General features: G+C 60.8%; 17 protein-coding genes. 4 read left to right on the top strand and 13 right to left on the bottom strand.

Translation table 11 applies throughout. From position 1 onward, the window contains the following. Positions 1 to 178: 178 nt before the first annotated feature. From curA to KKQ10_RS10685, 3 genes are all read left to right on the top strand, one after another. On the top strand, positions 179 to 1213 hold the full coding sequence (gene curA, locus KKQ10_RS10695; protein WP_127652041.1) for an NADPH-dependent curcumin/dihydrocurcumin reductase: 1035 nt from the start codon (positions 179 to 181) through the stop codon (positions 1211 to 1213). 66 nt (positions 1214 to 1279) lie between these two features. Beyond that, complete coding sequence (recR, locus tag KKQ10_RS10690) at positions 1280 to 1882, top strand: recombination mediator RecR (RefSeq protein ID WP_127652042.1); 603 nt, start codon at positions 1280 to 1282, stop codon at positions 1880 to 1882. A gap of 152 nt (positions 1883 to 2034) precedes the next feature. After that, positions 2035 to 3183 (top strand): acyl-CoA dehydrogenase family protein, encoded by a 1149-nt coding sequence (locus KKQ10_RS10685; protein ID WP_215501063.1) that lies wholly within the window; start codon positions 2035 to 2037, stop codon positions 3181 to 3183. Between the two features lie 90 nt (positions 3184 to 3273). Here the strand turns inward: KKQ10_RS10685 and KKQ10_RS10680 are convergent, their stop codons facing one another. From KKQ10_RS10680 to KKQ10_RS10640, 9 genes are all read right to left on the bottom strand, one after another. Further along, on the bottom strand, positions 3274 to 3822 hold the full coding sequence (locus KKQ10_RS10680) for an adenine phosphoribosyltransferase (protein ID WP_127652044.1): 549 nt from the start codon (positions 3820 to 3822) through the stop codon (positions 3274 to 3276). A gap of 78 nt (positions 3823 to 3900) precedes the next feature. Then, positions 3901 to 4635 (bottom strand): fumarate/nitrate reduction transcriptional regulator Fnr, encoded by a 735-nt coding sequence (gene fnr / locus KKQ10_RS10675; RefSeq protein ID WP_025110355.1) that lies wholly within the window; start codon positions 4633 to 4635, stop codon positions 3901 to 3903. A 169-nt stretch (positions 4636 to 4804) separates the two neighbouring features. Then, a complete protein-coding gene (hemN, locus tag KKQ10_RS10670; protein ID WP_127652045.1) occupies positions 4805 to 6187 on the bottom strand; it encodes an oxygen-independent coproporphyrinogen III oxidase in 1383 nt (460 codons plus the stop codon). Between the two features lie 190 nt (positions 6188 to 6377). After that, positions 6378 to 7061: a sulfite exporter TauE/SafE family protein gene (locus KKQ10_RS10665; protein WP_127652046.1), complete on the bottom strand. Its 684-nt coding sequence runs from the start codon at positions 7059 to 7061 to the stop codon at positions 6378 to 6380. Then, entirely contained in the window at positions 7054 to 7266 is a 213-nt protein-coding gene (ccoS, locus tag KKQ10_RS10660; protein WP_025110359.1) for a cbb3-type cytochrome oxidase assembly protein CcoS, read from the bottom strand. The genes KKQ10_RS10665 and ccoS overlap by 8 nt, the downstream gene beginning before the upstream one ends. A 22-nt stretch (positions 7267 to 7288) precedes the next feature. After that, positions 7289 to 9739, bottom strand: coding sequence for a heavy metal translocating P-type ATPase (locus tag KKQ10_RS10655; protein WP_215501062.1), 2451 nt, complete (start codon positions 9737 to 9739; stop codon positions 7289 to 7291). A 131-nt stretch (positions 9740 to 9870) separates the two neighbouring features. Further along, positions 9871 to 10410, bottom strand: coding sequence for a FixH family protein (locus KKQ10_RS10650; RefSeq protein WP_127652048.1), 540 nt, complete (start codon positions 10408 to 10410; stop codon positions 9871 to 9873). Positions 10411 to 10421: 11 nt separating this feature from the next. Beyond that, positions 10422 to 11837, bottom strand: a complete 1416-nt coding sequence (ccoG, locus tag KKQ10_RS10645; protein WP_215501061.1) for a cytochrome c oxidase accessory protein CcoG — start codon at positions 11835 to 11837, stop codon at positions 10422 to 10424. Between the two features lie 177 nt (positions 11838 to 12014). Further along, a complete protein-coding gene (locus tag KKQ10_RS10640; RefSeq protein ID WP_215501060.1) occupies positions 12015 to 12179 on the bottom strand; it encodes a hypothetical protein in 165 nt (54 codons plus the stop codon). Between the two features lie 251 nt (positions 12180 to 12430). On the opposite strand from KKQ10_RS10640, the gene KKQ10_RS10635 reads away from it, so the two are divergent. Next, positions 12431 to 13435, top strand: coding sequence for a metallophosphoesterase family protein (locus KKQ10_RS10635; RefSeq protein WP_215501059.1), 1005 nt, complete (start codon positions 12431 to 12433; stop codon positions 13433 to 13435). A 54-nt stretch (positions 13436 to 13489) separates the two neighbouring features. Here KKQ10_RS10635 and ccoP read toward each other — a convergent pair whose 3' ends face one another. From ccoP to ccoN, 4 genes are read right to left on the bottom strand one after another with little or no spacing between them, the layout of a single operon-like run. Then, complete coding sequence (ccoP, locus tag KKQ10_RS10630; protein ID WP_215501058.1) at positions 13490 to 14473, bottom strand: cytochrome-c oxidase, cbb3-type subunit III; 984 nt, start codon at positions 14471 to 14473, stop codon at positions 13490 to 13492. Next, on the bottom strand, positions 14470 to 14655 hold the full coding sequence (locus KKQ10_RS10625; protein ID WP_003175465.1) for a CcoQ/FixQ family Cbb3-type cytochrome c oxidase assembly chaperone: 186 nt from the start codon (positions 14653 to 14655) through the stop codon (positions 14470 to 14472). The genes ccoP and KKQ10_RS10625 overlap by 4 nt, the downstream gene beginning before the upstream one ends. A 6-nt stretch (positions 14656 to 14661) precedes the next feature. Next, positions 14662 to 15270, bottom strand: a complete 609-nt coding sequence (gene ccoO / locus KKQ10_RS10620) for a cytochrome-c oxidase, cbb3-type subunit II (RefSeq protein WP_024164411.1) — start codon at positions 15268 to 15270, stop codon at positions 14662 to 14664. After that, positions 15270 to 16712 carry a cytochrome-c oxidase, cbb3-type subunit I gene (gene ccoN, locus KKQ10_RS10615; RefSeq protein ID WP_127652054.1) on the bottom strand — a complete coding sequence of 481 codons (1443 nt, stop codon included), beginning with the start codon at positions 16710 to 16712 and terminating at the stop codon, positions 15270 to 15272. The genes ccoO and ccoN overlap by 1 nt, the downstream gene beginning before the upstream one ends. Between the last annotated feature and the right edge of the window lie 11 nt (positions 16713 to 16723).

Below are 16723 nucleotides of genomic sequence, written 5' to 3'. Positions count from 1 at the left end.
GTCGAGTGAAACGAGGCTGCGATCTTTTGATCTTGATCTTTAAAAGCAAAATCAAAAGATCGCAGCATGCCGCAGCTCCTGCATAAATCTCGTGCAGTGTCGAAACATCGAACCCGCTACCGCCACAAAGGTCTGCTCCCTATACCCCCTGAATTCCCCATTCACAGGAGATGCTGACATGTCCGACCCTCTGACGCTCAACCAACGCTTCGTCCTCGCCTCGCGCCCGGTCGGTGCGCCGACCCCGGAAAATTTCCGTCTGGAGCGCGAAGCGTTGCCGGATCTCGAAGACGGTCAGGTGCTGCTGAAAACCCTGTACCTGTCGCTCGACCCGTACATGCGCGGGCGTATGAGTGACGCGCCGTCCTACGCCGCGCCGGTACAAATCGGCGAAGTGATGACCGGTGGTGCTGTCAGCCGTGTCGAAGACTCCCGTCATCCGAAATTCCACAAGGGTGATCTGGTGGTCGGCCTCACCGGTTGGCAGAGCCACAGCATCAGCGACGGGCGCAACATCATTCCGATCCCGTCCGGCCTGCCGAGCCCGTCGATGGCTCTCGGTGTATTGGGCATGCCGGGAATGACCGCGTACATGGGCCTGATCGACATCGGTCAGCCGAAGGAGGGTGAAACCCTGGTGGTTGCCGCTGCGTCCGGCGCAGTTGGCTCGGTGGTCGGCCAAGTGGCGAAGATCAAAGGTCTGCGCGCCGTCGGCGTGGCCGGTGGCGCCGACAAATGCAAATACGTGGTCGAGGAGCTGGGTTTTGATGCCTGCATCGATCATAAGGCGCCGGATTTTGCCGAACAACTGGCCAAGGCGTGCCCGAATGGCATCGACATCTATTACGAGAACGTCGGTGGTCATGTCTTCGATGCCGTGGTGCCGCTGCTCAACCCCAAGGCGCGAATTCCGCTGTGCGGGCTGATTGCCGGCTACAACGCCTCTGAAGCGCCGCAAGGCCCGGATCGTCTGCCGATGCTGCAACGTACGTTGTTGACCAAGCGTGTGCGGATTCAGGGCTTCATCGTGTTTGACGACTATGGCGACCGTCAGCCGGAATTCATCAGCCACATGGTGCCGTGGGTGCGCGACGGCAAGGTGAAATTCCGCGAGGACGTGGTGGAAGGCCTGGAGCAGGCACCGGAGGCGTTTATCGGTCTGCTGGAGGGGCGCAACTTCGGCAAACTGGTGGTGAAGGTCGCTCAGGACTGAGCATTTGACGCTGGCCGGAGGCGCGGGTATAAACCGCGTCTCGTTGTTTTGTCGGACTTTTTACCCATGAGCTTCAGCCCTTTGATTCGCCAACTGATCGACGCCCTGCGAACCTTGCCGGGCGTGGGTCAGAAAACCGCCCAGCGCATGGCGTTGCAGTTGCTCGAGCGTGATCGCAGCGGCGGCACGCGCCTGGCCCAGGCCCTGAGCCAGGCCATGGAAGGGGTCGGTCATTGCCGTCAGTGCCGCACGCTGACCGAAGACGATCTGTGCCCGCAATGCGCCGATCCGCGCCGCGACGACACGCTGCTGTGCGTGGTGGAAGGGCCGATGGACGTGTATGCGGTCGAGCAGACCGGTTTCCGTGGCCGCTACTTCGTGCTCAAGGGCCATCTGTCGCCGCTCGACGGTCTGGGGCCTGAGGCGATCGGCATTCCGCAGTTGATGGCGCGCATCGAAGAGGCGGGTACCTTTACCGAAGTCATCCTCGCCACCAACCCGACGGTGGAAGGTGAAGCCACGGCGCATTACATCGCCCAGCTTCTCGCCAACAAAGGCCTGATCGCCTCACGCATCGCTCATGGCGTGCCGCTGGGCGGTGAGCTGGAACTGGTGGATGGCGGGACGCTGGCGCATTCGTTTGCCGGGCGTAAGCCGATTTCCCTCTGATCAAAGCAAAAGATCGCAGCCTTCGGCAGCTCCTACAGGGATGCATTCCAATTGTAGGAGCTGCCGAAGGCTGCGATCTTTTGATCTTCTGCATCTTGAAAACCAAGCAAGCGCTCGGTTAACGTCGGCGAACCCTTCGATGGAGCTCGCCCATGCCTGCCTTCCAGGAATACTTCGACCCCAGCCACCAAATGGTCCGTGACAGCGTCAGACGTTTCGTCGAGCGCGAGATCCTGCCGGACATCGACGCGTGGGAAGAAGCCGAAAGTTTTCCCCGTGAGCTGTACCTGAAGGCCGGGGCGGCGGGGATTCTCGGTATTGGTTACCCAGAAGCACTGGGCGGTAGCCACGAAGGTGATCTGTTCGCCAAGATCGCCGCCAGTGAGGAACTGATGCGCTGCGGCTCCGGCGGTCTGGTGGCCGGGTTGGGGTCGCTGGATATCGGTCTGCCACCGATCGTCAAATGGGCGCGCTCTGAAGTGCGTGAGCGCGTCGTGCCACAAGTGCTCAGTGGCGAAAAGATCAGCGCCCTGGCGGTCACCGAGCCCGGTGGCGGTTCCGACGTCGCTAACCTGCAAACCCGCGCCGTGCGTGACGGTGATGTCTATCGGGTCAGCGGCAGCAAAACCTTCATCACCAGCGGCGTACGCGCCGATTGCTACACCGTCGCGGTGCGCACCGGCGCGCCAGGTTTCGGCGGCATCAGCCTGCTGCTGATCGAGAAGGGCACACCAGGCTTCACGGTAGGTCGCCAGCTGAAGAAAATGGGCTGGTGGGCCTCGGACACCGCTGAACTGTTCTTCGACGACTGTCGGGTACCTGTGGGCCATCTGATCGGTGCCGAGAATATGGGCTTTGCCTGCATCATGGGCAATTTCCAGAGCGAACGGCTGGCACTGGCGCTGATGGCCAACATGACTTCACAGCTGGCGCTCGAAGAGGCCCTGAAGTGGGCGCGCGAGCGTGAGGCCTTCGGCAAACTGATCGGCAAGTTTCAGGTGATCAAGCATCGCCTCGCCGAAATGGCCACGGCGCTGGAAGTGTCGCGGGAGTTCACCTACCGGCAGGCGGCGAAGATGGCGGCGGGACAGAGCGTGATCAAGGAGATTTCCATGGCCAAGAATTTTGCCACGGATACCTCGGACCGGATCACCACTGAAGCGGTGCAAATTCTCGGCGGCCTCGGTTACATGCGCGAGAGCCTGGTGGAGCGGCTGTATCGGGATAACCGCATTCTGTCGATTGGCGGCGGGACGCGGGAAGTGATGAACGAGATCATCAGCAAGCAGATGGGGCTTTAAAAGCAAAAGATCGCAGCCTTCGGCAGCTCCTACATTGAGATGGGTGTTTCCCTGTAGGAGCTGCCGAAGGCTGCGATCTTTTGATCTTTACTATTTATCGGTCAACGCAAACTGCGTCAGGCAGAAGGCAGGAATCCCCATGTCTTCCAGACGCTGCGAACCACCCAGCTCCGGCAGATCAATGATCGCCGCCGCTTCATGCACCCGCGCGCCCATGCGGCGGATCAGGTTGGCCGCTGCGATCAACGTACCACCGGTGGCGATCAGGTCATCGAACATCACCACCGAATCACCTTCGCACAGGCTGTCGGCGTGCACTTCGAGGAACGCTTCGCCGTACTCGGTCGCGTAACCTTCGGCCAGCACGTCCGCCGGCAGTTTGCCCTGCTTGCGGAACAGCACCAGCGGCTTGTTCAACTGGTAGGCCAGCACCGAACCGATCAGGAAACCGCGCGCATCCATCGCGCCGATGTGGGTGAAGTCGGCTTCCACATAACGGTGGGCGAAGCTGTCCATCACCAGGCGCATGGCCTTGGGCGACTGGAACAGCGGGGTGATGTCGCGAAAGATCACGCCCGGTTTCGGAAAATCGATCACGGGGCGGATCAGGGATTTGATGTCGAAGGAGTCGAAGACCATCGTCGAGGTGTCCTGGCAGGGCTGCAAACGGCGCAGTATACCCGCGGCTGAAACGCTTCGCTCAACCGCGGATCGAGATCAGCCTTCGAGCGAGCCACCAGCCAGGGCGCAGAGCTGGATCGGGTCGAGGATGTGGATCTCCTTGCCCTCGGCGGCGATCAGTTCATTCTGCTGGAAGCGGGTGAACACCCGGGACACGGTTTCCACCGCGAGGCCCAGGTAGTTGCCGATTTCGTTGCGCGACATGCTCAGGCGGAACTGGTTGGCCGAGAACCCGCGAGCGCGGAAGCGGGCCGACAGGTTGACCAGGAACGTGGCGATGCGCTCGTCGGCGGTTTTCTTCGACAACAACAGCATCATTTGCTGGTCGTCACGGATCTCGCGGCTCATCACGCGCATCAACTGGCGGCGCAGCTGTGGCAGTTGCAGAGCCAGTTCGTCGAGGCGTTCGAAAGGAATTTCACACACCGAGGTGGTTTCCAGGGCCTGGGCCGACACCGGGTGTTTCTCGGTGTCCATGCCGGACAGACCGACCAGCTCGCTCGGCAGGTGGAAACCGGTGAGCTGCTCTTCGCCGGTGTCGCTCAGGCTGAAAGTCTTGAGGGCGCCGGAGCGTACTGCATAAACGGAATCGAAGGTGTCGCCCTGGCGGAACAGGAACTCGCCTTTTTTCAGCGGGCGACCACGTTTAACGATTTCGTCCAGCGCATCCATGTCTTCCAGATTCAGAGAAAGTGGCAGGCAGAGAGGGGCCAGGCTGCAATCCTTGCAATGGGCCTGGTTATGAGCGCGCAGTTTGACTGGCTCGGACATTTCTTAAATCCTTGTGGGAAAACACACATAAGCCGTAAGGGTAACCCACGGGAGGACATTCAGGCCAGTCCACGGCGAGATTGCCCCACGGGCATAAGGCCGCAGGGCAAACAATAGGCTCAGGGTGTTCGCGAGACTCGCAAGGAATCGGTTTCATGGGCAGGACGTTTCAGATCACCCGCGAGAAGCGCTGACGGTTCTGCTGTTCCAGATACGCGTCGAACACCATGCACACCGAACGCACCAAGAGGCGTCCGGCCGGCAATACTTCGATCCTTTCGCGATCCAGCGTGATCAAGCCATCGTTGGCCATGCCTTGCAGTTGTGGCCACAGCGCGCCGAAATAACCTTGAAAGTCGACGTTGAACGCTTGCTCGATCTCGGCGAACTCCAGGCTGAAATTGCAGATCAGTTGCTGGATCACCGCGCGGCGCAGGCGGTCGTCGGCATTGCACACCAGGCCCCGGCTGGTCGCCAGTTGCGCGGCAGCGAGGCTGTTCTGGTACTGGTTGAGGTCGCTGCTGTTCTGGCAGTACAGGTCGCCGATCTGGCTGATCGCCGACACCCCCAGACCAATCAGATCGCAATGGCCGTGCGTGGTGTAGCCCTGAAAGTTGCGTTGCAGGGTCTGTTCTTCCTGGGCGATCGCCAGCTCATCGTCGGGCAGGGCGAAGTGATCCATGCCGATGTAGCGATAACCGGCGGCGGTCAGTTGCTCAATGGTGCGCTGGAGCATTTCCAGTTTTTGCGCCGGGCTCGGCAGCTCGTTGCTGTTGATCCGCCGCTGGGGCATGAAGCGCTCCGGCAGGTGTGCATAGTTGAACACCGAGAGCCGGTCCGGCTGCAGGCTGATGACTTCTTCGACAGTGCGCGCGAAGTTCTCCGGCGTCTGCTTGGGCAGGCCGTAGATCAGGTCGATGTTGATCGAGCGAAATTGCAGGGTGCGCGCCGCATCGATTACCGCGCGAGTTTCTTCCAGACTTTGCAGGCGATTGACTGCGCGCTGCACCGCCGGATCGAGGTCTTGCAGGCCGATGCTGACCCGGTTGAACCCCAGCTCGCGCAACAGGCCCATGGTCGACCAGTCGGCCTCGCGTGGGTCAATTTCAATGCCGTAGTCGCCGGAATCGTCATCCAGCAAATTGAAGTGTTTGCGCAGGTGCGCCATCAACTGCCGCAGTTCGTCGTGGCTGAGGAAGGTCGGGGTGCCGCCGCCGAAGTGCAGTTGCTCGACTTTCTGCGCCGGTTCCAGGTGGCAGGCAATCAGCTGGATTTCCTGCTCCAGCCGTTGCAGATACGGCTGTGCGCGGCCGCGATCCTTGGTGATGACCTTGTTGCAGGCGCAGTAGTAGCAAATGTTCGCGCAGAACGGCACGTGCACGTACAGCGACAACGGGCGCAGCGCCTTGCGGCTGTCGCGCAGGGCATGGAACAGGTCGAACGTGCCGACCTGACTGTTGAATTGCACGGCCGTCGGGTACGAGGTGTAGCGCGGCCCCGCCAAGTCGTAGCGGCGGATCAGATCAGTGTCCCAACGAATGGCGTCGAGCATGCGGGCATTCCCCCGGATAGGCTGGCAGTGTGGCGAGTCTATCGGGCGGCGGCGAGGGGGCTCTTGATTTGCATCAAGAGCATAAGAGCAAAAGATCGCAGCCTGCGGCAGCTCCTACAGGGAAACACATTCCAAATGTAGGAGCTGTCGTTTTTTTTGTGGCGAGGGGGCAAGCCCCCTCGCCACAGTTTTAATGTCCCATGAGCCAATGCTGATGCGGCCCCGGCAGCGTCCAGATCCCAAACAGAATCACCAGCAAGCCACCGGTCATGCGCACGCTGCGTTTGCGCAACAGCGCGGTCACACGCTCGGCGGCGAGCCCCGTGGCGAGCAGCACCGGCCATGTGCCCAGGCCGAAAGCGAGCATCAATAACGCACTGTCCAGCGCATTGCCCTGGCTCGCCGACCACAGCAGCGTGCTGTAAACCAGCCCGCACGGCAGCCAGCCCCACAGCGCGCCGAGCAGCAATGCACGCGGCAGAGTCGACACCGGCAGCAAGCGGTTGGCCACGGGCTGGATATAGCGCCATAAGCCACGGCCAAGGCTTTCGATGCGGGTCAGGCCGCTCCACCAGCCGGCCAGATACAGGCCCATGGCGATCAGCAGCAGCCCGGCGAGAATGCGCATGAACATCGCCGCCGGGCTGTTCGCCACTGCCCAACCGGCCAGGCCGATCAGCAGGCCGGCAGTGGCGTAGCTGAGGATGCGTCCGAGGTTGTACGCCAGCAGCAAACGAAAGCGCCGGCTGCGCTGTTCCTTGGGAATCGCCAGGGTCAGCGCGCCCATCAGGCCGCCGCACATGCCCAGACAATGACCGCCGCCGAGCAGGCCGAGGATCAGCGCCGAAACCAGCAGGGGCGCCAGCTCAAGCATGGGGTGGCGCCTTGTCCTGCGGCTTGTCGGACTTGGCTTCGTCCACGGCAGCGGTGTGGTTGGGGTCCTGATCATCGAACAGGATGCTGTGGGCCGGGCCGTCGAGGTCGTCGTACTGACCGCTGTCCACCGCCCAGAAGAAGATGTACACGGCGATGGCCACGATCAGCAGGGCGGCCGGGATCATCACGTAAAGAGCTGGCATCGCTACTCCAGGCCCGCGCGGCTCAAGCCGGCAACGGGCGGGTTTCTGAGCGGGTGCCGGCGACCGGCGCACTCGGCAGGCGAGTCAGGCGCAGGGCGTTGAGCACCACGGTCAACGAACTGATCGACATACCGACGGCGGCCCACACCGGGGTGATCCAGCCGAGGGCGGCGAACGGCAACATGAGGCCATTGTACAGCGCCGCCCACAGCAGGTTCTCGATGATTACCCGGCGGGTGCGTCGAGCCAGCGTGAATGCCTGCACCAGCGCGTCGAGGCGATTGGACAGCAGCACCGCATCGGCACTGGTTTTCGCCAGATCGGTGGCCGAGCCCATGGCGACGCTGATGTCGGCGGCGGCCAGCACCGGGACGTCATTCACGCCGTCGCCGAGCATCAGCACTTTGCGACCCTGTGCGTGCAGTTGTTGCAGCACTTGCAGTTTGTCGTCCGGGCGCAGCCCGCCACGGGCCTCGTCGATGCCCAGCTCGGCGGCGACACTGGCAACCATCGGCGAGCTGTCGCCGGACAGCAGCAGCGTGCGCCAGCCACGGGCCTTGCACGCGGCAAGCAGCGCGGGGGCATCGTCGCGCAGGCGATCATCGAGAACGAACCACGCCAATGGCCCCTGATCGTCACCGAGCAGCAGCCATTGTCCCGGTTCATTCGGCATCTCCGGTATAGGTTTGCCGCTGAGGTCGCAGACAAATGCGGCCTGACCGATGCGCAAACGCTGTGCGCCGACCAGCCCTTCGAGCCCAAGCCCCGGCGTACTGTGGACTTCTTCGGCGGCCAGCGGTGCGCGGCCAAAGGCGCGGGCAATCGGGTGTTCCGAACGGTTTTCCAGCGCAGCGGCAAGGCTCAGGCTCTGGTCGCTGTTCAGCGTGCCCAACGGGCGAATCGAGCGCAAAACCAGGCGCCCCTCGGTGAGGGTGCCGGTCTTGTCAAAGATCACCGTGTCGATCTGGTTCAGTCCTTCGAGCACATGGCCGCGAGTCAGCAGCAGGCCGAGTTTGTGCAAGGTGCCGGTGGCAGCAGTGAGGGCGGTTGGTGTGGCGAGCGACAGCGCGCAGGGGCAAGTCGCAACCAGCATCGCCAGGACGATCCAGAACGCCCGCGACGAATCCAGTTCCCACCACAACAGGCCGATGGCCGCCGCGGCAATCAGCGACAACAGCAGGAACCATTGCGCAGCACGGTCGGCGATTTCCGCCAGTCGCGGTTTCTCGGCCTGGGCGCGATCGAGCAGGCGGACGATGGCCGACAGCCGTGTGTCCTGACCCAGCGCCAGCACTTCGACGGTCAATGCGCCTTCGACATTCAGTGTGCCGGCGGTCACGGCGTCACCGGTCATGCGCGGCTGCGGCAGGTATTCGCCGGTGAGCAGCGATTCGTCGATGCTCGACTGGCCGTCGAGGATCTTGCCATCCGCCGGCAGGATCGACCCCGGTTGCACCAGCACCCGGTCGCCCAGGCGCAGTTCGCTGAGCAGAATGCGTTCGCTCTGGCCGCTGTCGTCGAGGCGCAGGCACGAGGCTGGCAGCAGGTTGACCAGTTGCGCCGTCGCGGCGGCGGTGCGCTCGCGGGCGCGGCGTTCCAGATAACGCCCGGCGAGCAGGAACAGCGCAAACATCCCGACCGCGTCGAAATACAGTTCGCCGACCCCGGTGATCGAGGTCCAGATCCCGGCGATGTACGCGCTGCCAATCGCCAGCGACACCGAGACGTCCATGGTCAAGTGACGGGTGCGCAGATCACGCATCGCGCCTTTGAAGAACGGCGCGCAGCTGTAGAACACGATCGGCGTGGTCAGGAACAGCGCGACCCAGCGCAGAATTGTATGCAGTTCGGGGCTGAGATCAATGTTGAATTCCGGCCAGGTCGCCATGGTCGCCATCATCGCCTGGAACCACAGCAGCCCGGCGACGCCGAGCTGGCGCAGGGCCAGACGGTTTTCGCTGGCCAGTTGTTCGCTGGCGCGGTCGGCCTGATACGGGTGGGCGGCGTAACCGATGTGGCGCAGTTCGGCGAGGATCTGGCTCAGCGGCAATTGCGCGTCGGCCCAGCGCACGTGCAGGCGATGGTTGGACAGATTCAACCGCGCCTCGGCCACCGCCGGCAGGGTGCGCAAGTGTTTCTCGATCAGCCAGCCGCAGGCGGCGCAACTGATGCCCTCCATCAGCAAGGTGGTTTCGGCGAGTTCGCCTTCGTGACGGACGAAAGGCTTTTGCACATCGGCGCGGTCGTACAGCGCCAGTTCATCGGTCAGTTGCACCGGCAGCGCTTCGGGGTTGGCCGAGGCTTCACTGCGGTGTTGGTAATAGCTTTCGAGACCGCCGGCAACGATGGCTTCGGCCACGGCCTGACAGCCGGGGCAGCAGAATTCGCGGGACTCCCCGAGCACGATGGCGGTGAAGCGACTGCCGGATGGAACGGGCAGGGCGCAGTGGTAGCAGGGGAGTGGGGTGGTCATCAGATTTTCACTAATACTGCCGAATCAACACCATTCCTGTAGGCGCTGCCGCAGGCTGCGATCTTTTGACTTTACCTTTTCAAAGCAAGATCAAAAGATCGCAGCCCGCGGCAACTCCTACAGGGTTCGGTTTATTTTTTCAGGTCTTCGGCGCCCTGCAGGGGTTCATCTCCCAGCAGCAGATCCTTGTCATGGCTGACCAGTTCTTCTTCGAACATGCGCCACACGTGATCATCCTGAGTACCCAGCAACTCGACAAACCGGCGGCCCTCGACCTTATCGCCCAGCTGGCCGATGTAGCGACCGGTTTCGGTTTCGCTGCGGGTCAGGACGATCTTGCGATCCTTCTCCGGCTGGGTCGGCGAGATCAGGTTCAGTTCCAGGGTTTTCGGCTGGCTGTCGCCGCTCAGGCGCAGGTCGACTTCGCCGGTGAGGTCATCCAGGTGCACGCTGGCGCGCATCTTCAGGTTCTGCGCCAGCAACTCGCGATCCAGTGAACGGTTGATGCCCTTGCCGGCCTCGTAATAGTTGTCGTTGACCAGATTGTCCGGGTTGTTCACCGCAATGGTCACCATCGACAGGGTCAGGGTCACCGAACAGGCCAGAATCGCGATGATGATCCATGGCCAAAGGTGCTTGTACCAAGGGCTGGCGGCGTTTGCTGCGGGCATGTTCAGTTCTCTCAACGGGTTTGTGGGCCGATGAATCGGCTCTTGGCTTCAACGTGGACGCTGTCGTCGTCGGCATCCTTGAGGATGAATTTCACCTCGTTGGTGCTCGATGGCAATTGTTCCGGTGCGCTCGACAACTCCACCGGCATGCTGAAGATCTCCCCGGCCGGGACCTTGATCTCGCGTTTGCCCTGCAGGCGCAGATCCGGCAGACCGGCGGCTTCCAGCACGTAGGTGTGGTCGCGCTGATCCTTGTTCATGATCTTCAGGCTGTAGACGTTTTCGATCCGGCCTTCGGCGTTCTCGCGGTACAGCACACGATCCTTGCTGACGTCGAAGCCGACCAGCGAACGCATGAAGAACGCCGTCACCAACAGGCTGATCATCGTCAGCAGCACTACCGCATAGCCGATCAGGCGTGGCCGCAGTTTATGGGTTTTCTGGCCCGACAGGTTGTGTTCGGTGGTGTAGCTGATCAGCCCGCGCGGGTAGTCCATCTTGTCCATGATCGCGTCGCAGGCATCGATGCACGCGGCGCAGCCGATGCACTCGATCTGCAGGCCGTCGCGGATGTCGATACCGGTCGGGCAGACCTGGACGCACATGGTGCAGTCGATGCAGTCGCCCAGGCCCAGGGCCTTGTAATCGACGCCTTTCTTGCGCGGGCCACGGCTTTCGCCGCGACGCGGATCGTAGGAAACGATCAGGGTGTCCTTGTCGAACATCACGCTCTGGAAACGCGCGTACGGACACATGTAGATGCACACCTGCTCGCGCAGCCAGCCGGCGTTGCCGTAGGTGGCGAGGGTGAAAAAACCGACCCAGAAGTACGACCAGCCATCGGCCTGGCCGGTGAAAAACTCAAAGACCAGTTCGCGGATCGGCGAGAAGTAGCCGACGAAGGTCATGCCGGTGACGAAACCGATCAGCAGCCACAACGAATGTTTGGCGAGCTTGCGCAGGAACTTGTTGCCGCTCATCGGCGCCTTGTCGAGCTTGATGCGCTGGTTGCGGTCGCCTTCGGTGACCTTCTCGCACCACATGAAGATCCACGTCCACACGCTTTGCGGGCAGGTGTAACCGCACCAGACGCGACCCGCGTAAACGGTGATGAAGAACAGGCCGAACGCGGCAATGATCAGCAGGCCGGAAAGCAGAATGAAATCCTGCGGCCAGAAGGTCGCGCCGAAGATGAAGAACTTGCGTTCCGGCAGGTTCCACCATACGGCCTGATGGCCGCCCCAGTTGAGCCACACCGTACCGAAATACAACAGGAACAGGGCGGCACCGCCCATCATCCGCAGATTGCGGAACAGGCCGGTGAAAGCACGGGTGTAGATTTTTTCTCGAGAGGCGTAAAGATCGACGCTGTTGTTCGCGTTCTTGCTGGGCGGTGTAACGTCGTGTACCGGAATCTGGTTGCTCATCATTGCATCCCACGGCAGTGGAAAAATGCCTCGGTCGATACATGCCGACCGCGGTCAGAAAGAGATCTTGCAGTGGCGCAATGATACGCCTGTCGCTCTAACTCAAGGGTGCGACCTTTGGTCGCGTTGGGAAAAAAGCGTTATTGGTGTAGCGAATGCGGTAAAGCCTGATGCAGATCAATTGACTTGTTGAGTATGGACAGTTTTGGCGCTGCCGCTCACTTCTCGTTCGCGCGTGGCCAGGGCCACGGATTCCTCGGGGGCGTCCGATGATTGGGGGGCGTGATCGATTTCCGTGAGTGTGTGCTCAACCGATTGATGGGTTTCGTCGTCATTCAGCATAGCGGCTTCATCCTTGAAGTGGCTCCGATGCGGGTCATCGGGCTGTGGAAGACCCTACAGAGCAAGGTGAATAGAGTCCATCAGGCATGTGTCTCAAAGTATTAATTTCAAGGGCTGTACCCATGTTGTGGAAATATCATTAGTTAATTAATGGGTTTTAAATTCTTATTGTTTTCGAATAGCTTGGTGGCTGTTCTGCAATCGCTGGGTTGCATGTTCAAGTTTGATAATTAACGGAATAATGGAATGTTATGAAGATCAAGGAAGTTAAAAAGCTTTTCGCTTGTCTGTGCCTGTTATCGCTGGCCTCTTTTGCCAGTGCCAATGAAAGCGTTCCGCAGCACATGGTATTTGCCTCAGACCCGCAATACCCCTGGACGGAAAAATCGGACAGTGGTGAAGATGAGTCGAGCGCGGACTTCGACAAGCGTTCGAAGTGGCTGGTGGAAAGCCAGTTCGCGAGTATTGCGCAGTTTCGCAGCGAGATGGGCGGGCAGGCTGCCGTGCCATTGATGATCAACGGCGACATGACTGCTTTCGGCCACGGCTGGCAGCGTTCGTTTGTAGGGACGATGCTGAAGAAGCACTTTGGTGATCACTATCTCTATGGCCTGGGTAATCATGATTACCAGAACAATGTGGGCGACTGTTTTAGTGAAAGTTGTGCGGCGGGGAGTATTGTCGATTATCGCGATCATCACGTTGATAAAGTCGATCAGTTCGATCTTGAAGTGAGCGGCAGTTTTCTGAATAGGCACTATCTTGGCAGTCTGGCTTATTCAAAGAACATCGGGGAAGTGCATCTGGTACAACTGAATAATGAACCGACTTACCAGGTAAGGATTTCCCACGCGCTGAACCCGACAACATTCGATATCAGGCAGTCGCTGGATTGGCTGGAGAATGATTTGCGAATGGCGCGAGTGCAGGGCTACGCGATCATTATCAACATGCACAAACCCTATGACTGGGCGGGCAGTTGGGATCAGGAAAAGCGTTTTCGCGAAATGATCGAAAGGTATGAGGTGACGGCAATATTCGCGGGCCATTTCCACGCCGAGGGTGGCAGCAAGACTTACCTGGGGAGCGTGCCGATGTTCCTCAGTGGTGCGACGTCGCAGCAGACCTACCTGACCGCCAGTTTTTCCACGGACCGCAAGCAACTGGAGGTGAGCCTGGTCGAGGGTAATCAGTGGCGAAATCGTAAGCCGGTCGCCACAGTGCCGGTGAAGTCGATCTGGGCCAATCGACCATAAAAAATCCCCCGCCAGGTCACTGGCGGGGGCTTTTTCCTGCGTCAGGCGTTGGCTTTACTGGGCCTCGGCTTCCGAGGGTTTGTCACCGTGGGACAGGCTGTAAACATAGGCCGCCAGCAAGTGCACCTTGTCGTTGCCTTGCAGTTGTTCCTGCGCAGGCATCTGGCCCTGACGGCCGTAACGGATGGTCTGCTGCAGCTGCGCGAAGCTCGAACCGTAGATGAACGCGGCCGGGTGGGTCAGGTTGGGCGCGCCCATGGCCGGGGTGCCTTTGCCTTCCGGACCGTGGCAGGCCACGCAGTTGGCGGCGAACAGCTTCTGGCCGTTGGCCGGGTCAGCCTTGGTGCCTTCCGGCAGCTTGCGGCCGTCGAGCTGGGTGACCACGAAGGCCGCCACGTCGGCTACGCCTTGTTCGCCGATCACTTCGGCCCAGGCCGGCATCACCGCGTGACGACCGCCCATGATGGTGGTCTTGATGGTTTCCGGTTCGCCGCCCCAGCGCCAGTCGGCGTCAGTCAGGTTCGGGAAGCCATAGGCGCCCTTGGCGTCGGAACCGTGGCACACCGAGCAGTTGGAGGCGAACAGACGGCCGCCCATCTTCAGTGCTTGCGGGTCCTTGGCGACTTCTTCGATTGGCATCGCCGCGAACTTGGCGAAGATCGGACCGAACTTGGCGTCCGAACGAGCCATTTCCTTTTCCCACTCATGTACGCCGGTCCAGCCGGTCTGGCCGTTGGCGAACGCCGTCTGCTTGTCGTTATCGAGGTAGTTGTAGCCCGGCAGCAGGCCTTTCCAGTTGCCCAGGCCCGGGTACAGCACCAGATAACCCAGCGCAAACACGATGGTGCCCACGAACAGCATGAACCACCATTTCGGCAGTGGGTTGTCGTACTCCTCGATCCCGTCGAAGGAGTGGCCCACGGTCTCTTCCGTCTGTTCGCTACGCTGGCCCTTGCGGGTCGACAGCAGCAGCCAGGTCAGGGAAAAGATCGTACCGAGACTGAGGACTGTGACGTACAGACTCCAGAATGTAGTCATTCTTTGTTACTCCTAGAAGCTTGCTCGACGTGCTTGATGGCTTCGGGATCATCCGCAAAAGGCAGCAAGGTCGCGTCTTCGAACTCCGACTTGCGCTTGGGGCTGAACACCCACAGCGCCAGACCGATGAAGGCCACCATCACAACGACGGTGCCCAGGCCACGAATCATCCCGATATCCATTAAGAATCACCGTTTGCTTTTGATGATGGTGCCCAGGCCTTGCAGATAGGCCACCAGCGCGTCCATTTCGGTTTTGCCCTTCACGGCATCTTTTGCACCGGCGATGTCTTCGTCGGTGTAAGGGACGCCGAGCGTGCGCAACACTTCCATCTTCTTGGCCGTGTCTTTGCCGTCGAGCTTGTTTTCCACGAGGAACGGGTAAGCCGGCATTTTCGACTCAGGTACCACGTTGCGCGGGTTGTACAGGTGCGCACGCTGCCAGTCATCGGAGTAACGACCGCCAACCCGGGCCAGGTCCGGACCGGTACGTTTGGAGCCCCACAGGAACGGGTGGTCCCAGACGCTTTCACCGGCGACCGAGTAGTGACCGTAGCGTTCGGTTTCGGCACGGAACGGACGGATCATCTGCGAGTGGCAGCCGACACAGCCGTTGGCGATGTAGACGTCGCGGCCTTCCAGTTCCAGCGCCGAGCGCGGCTTCATGCCTTCGACCGGCTTGTTGGTGACGTCCTGGAAAAACAGCGGAACGATCTGGGTCAGGCCGCCAATGCTGACGGCAATGACCATGAAGAAGGCCAGCAGGCCAATGTTCTTCTCGACAGCTTCATGCTTCATCAGTGAGCTCCAACGACAGCGATCTGGGCGGCGGCTTCGGCTTCAGCCGGGTTCGAGGCGCGCACGGTGCGCCAGACGTTGTAAGCCATCAGGAACATGCCGCTGGCGAAGAATGCACCACCCAGGGCACGGACGATGTAGCCCGGGTGGCTGGCCTGCAGCGCTTCGACGAACGAGTAGGTGAGAGTGCCGTCATCGTTGATTGCACGCCACATCAGGCCCTGAGTGATGCCGTTGACCCACATCGACGCGATGTACAGCACGGTGCCGATGGTCGCGAGCCAGAAGTGCGCGTTGATCAGGCCGACGCTGTGCATCTGCGCACGACCGAACAGTTTCGGGATCATGTGGTAGACCGCGCCGATCGAGATCATCGCCACCCAGCCCAGAGCGCCGGCGTGTACGTGGCCGATGGTCCAGTCGGTGTAGTGCGAGAGCGAGTTGACGGTCTTGATCGCCATCATCGGACCTTCGAAGGTCGACATGCCGTAGAACGCCAGGGAAACCACGAGGAAGCGCAGGATCGGGTCGGTGCGCAGCTTATGCCAGGCGCCCGAGAGGGTCATCATGCCGTTGATCATGCCGCCCCAGCTCGGTGCCAGCAGGATGATCGACATTGCCATGCCCAGCGATTGTGCCCAGTCCGGCAGTGCGGTGTAGTGCAGGTGGTGCGGGCCGGCCCAGATGTACAGGGTGATCAGTGCCCAGAAGTGCACGATCGACAGGCGATAGGAGTAGATCGGACGTTCGGCCTGTTTCGGCACGAAGTAGTACATCATCCCCAGGAAGCCGGTGGTCAGGAAGAAACCCACGGCGTTGTGGCCGTACCACCACTGGATCATCGCATCGGTCGCGCCCGAGTAGGCGGAGTAGGACTTGAAGAGGCTGACCGGCAAGGACGCGTGGTTGACGATGTGCAGCATCGCGGTCACGACGATGAATGCGCCGTAGAACCAGTTGCCGACGTAGATGTGCTTGGTCTTGCGCTTGGTGATGGTGCCGAAGAACACCAGCCCGTAGGAGACCCAGACAATGGCCAGCAGAATGGCGAGTGGCCATTCCAGTTCGGCGTATTCCTTGGTGGTGGTGTAACCCAGCGGCAAGGTGATGATTGCGCCGACGATGACCGCTTGCCAGCCCCAGAAGGTGAAGGCGGCGAGGCTGTCGGAGATCAGTCGCGTCTGGCAGGTTCGCTGCACGACATAGTAGGAAGTGGCAAACAGTGCACAACCACCGAAGGCGAAAATCACCAGGTTTGTGTGCAACGGGCGCAGGCGTCCAAAGCTCGTCCACGGCAGACCGAAGTTCAACTCCGGCCAGACCAGTTGCGAGGCGATGAAGACACCGAGCCCCATGCCAAGGATCCCCCAGACCACCGTCATGATGGCGAACTGGCGGACTACCTTATAGTTATAAGCAGTCGGACTGATTGCTGTGCTCATTCTAAGGTTCC

The sequence above is a fragment of the Pseudomonas sp. MG-9 genome, from assembly GCF_018729515.1.
Classification (GTDB): domain Bacteria; phylum Pseudomonadota; class Gammaproteobacteria; order Pseudomonadales; family Pseudomonadaceae; genus Aquipseudomonas; species Aquipseudomonas serboccidentalis.
This window is presented reverse-complemented; position numbering and strand designations above follow the sequence as displayed.